Source organism: Glycomyces dulcitolivorans (genome assembly GCF_003265355.1).
Classification (GTDB): Bacteria; Actinomycetota; Actinomycetes; order Mycobacteriales; family Micromonosporaceae; genus Glycomyces; species Glycomyces dulcitolivorans.
Genome location: NZ_QFRW01000034.1, coordinates 1 through 1,447 on the forward strand (window position 1 = coordinate 1; position 1,447 = coordinate 1,447).

General features: G+C 69.7%; 1 protein-coding gene. It reads left to right on the plus strand.

Annotated features, from left to right (window positions below):
• Positions 1–115 precede the first annotated feature (115 nt).
• Complete coding sequence (locus DI269_RS01485) at positions 116–1,414, plus strand: ABC transporter substrate-binding protein (RefSeq protein ID WP_112133381.1); 1,299 nt, start codon at positions 116–118, stop codon at positions 1,412–1,414.
• The last annotated feature ends 33 nt before the right edge of the window (positions 1,415–1,447 follow it).

A 1,447-nucleotide genomic window follows, 5' to 3' on the forward strand; every position in this document is an offset into this window, starting at 1 on the left:
AGGCTCCCAAGCCCCTTGGACCCAAGCCTCCCGACGACTGCCGGGAACCGACCTGTAGATCCCTCAAGGCCCGCCACGGCGGGACCCCTCGTATAAGAAGAAGGAGCAATCAACGATGATCAGCCACCCTTACCGCCTCCGGCGCCGATCCCTCCTCACGGGCGCCTCCGCGGCGGCCGTGCTCGCCGCCGCCGCGGCCTGCGGCGACGACGACGGGCCCGCCGGCACCGCCGACGACCCGATCGAGATCAGCTTCGAATGGTGGGGCGACGAGACCCGCGCCGGCCTCACCAACGACGTGATCGCCCTGTTCGAATCCAAGAACGAGGGCATCAAGGTCAAGGCCAACTTCGCCGACTTCCCGACCTACTGGGAGGGCCTGAGCGGCCGCATGGCCTCGCGCGACCTCCCCGACGTCTTCCAGATGGACTACTCCCGCCTGCGCCAGTTCGGCGGCTCGGGCATGCTCCTGCCGCTCGAAGGCGTCGTCAAGACCGACGACTTCCGCGAGGGCTTCCTGGAGACCGCCAAGCTCGACGGCACGCTCGTGGCCGTCCCGGCCGCGGGCAACACCCTCGGTCTGCTCTACCGCGCCGACTGGTTCGAGGCCAACGGCGTCCCCACCCCCGTCGCCGGCTACAGCTGGGACGACTACAAGTCGGCCATCTCCACCCTCACCCCCGCCCTCGGCGAGGGCAAGTGGGGCGGCGGCGACTGGGCCGGGCAGTACCACTTCATGGAGCTGTGGCTGCGCCAGCAGGGCGGCAGCTTCTACACCGAGGACGGCAAGGCCCTCAACTTCACCCAGGAGCAGCTCGTCGAGTTCTGGGGCACCTCCGCCGACCTCTACGCCGACGGCCTCGTCCCGCCGGTCGAGACCACCATCGAATGGACCGAGGACGGCCTCGTCCAGGACGTGCTCGGCTCCGAGATCGGCTGGGACAACTTCATGCCCGGCTTCGCCCCGACCGTGGCCGAGAACGGCGGCACCCTCGCCCTCGCGGCCCCGCCGAGCCTCGACCCGGCCAACCTCGGCCTCTACCTCAAGCCCTCGATGCAGCTGGTGATCTCCGCCGCGACCGAGCAGCCCGAGGCCGCCGCCAAGTTCATCGACTTCTTCCTCGGCGACCCCGAGGCGATCGCGATCCTGGGCACCAACCGCGGCATCCCGGCCACCAACACCGGCCTGGAGAACGTCGAGCTCGACGAGTACGCGCAGGCCGTCCTCGACTACGAGGCCAGCGTCTCCCAGTACCTGACCACCCCGCCGCCCGCGCCGCCCGCGGCGACCGGCGCCATCGAGGTCAAGTTCGGCGAGATCTACCAGCAGGTCCAGTACGCGGAGATGACCGGCGCCGAAGCCGCCGATCTCTTCTTCACCGAGGCCGAGACCCTGCTGGCCTCCGAGCAGTAAAGACCGAGGGCCGCAGGGGTGCTCAAGCACCCC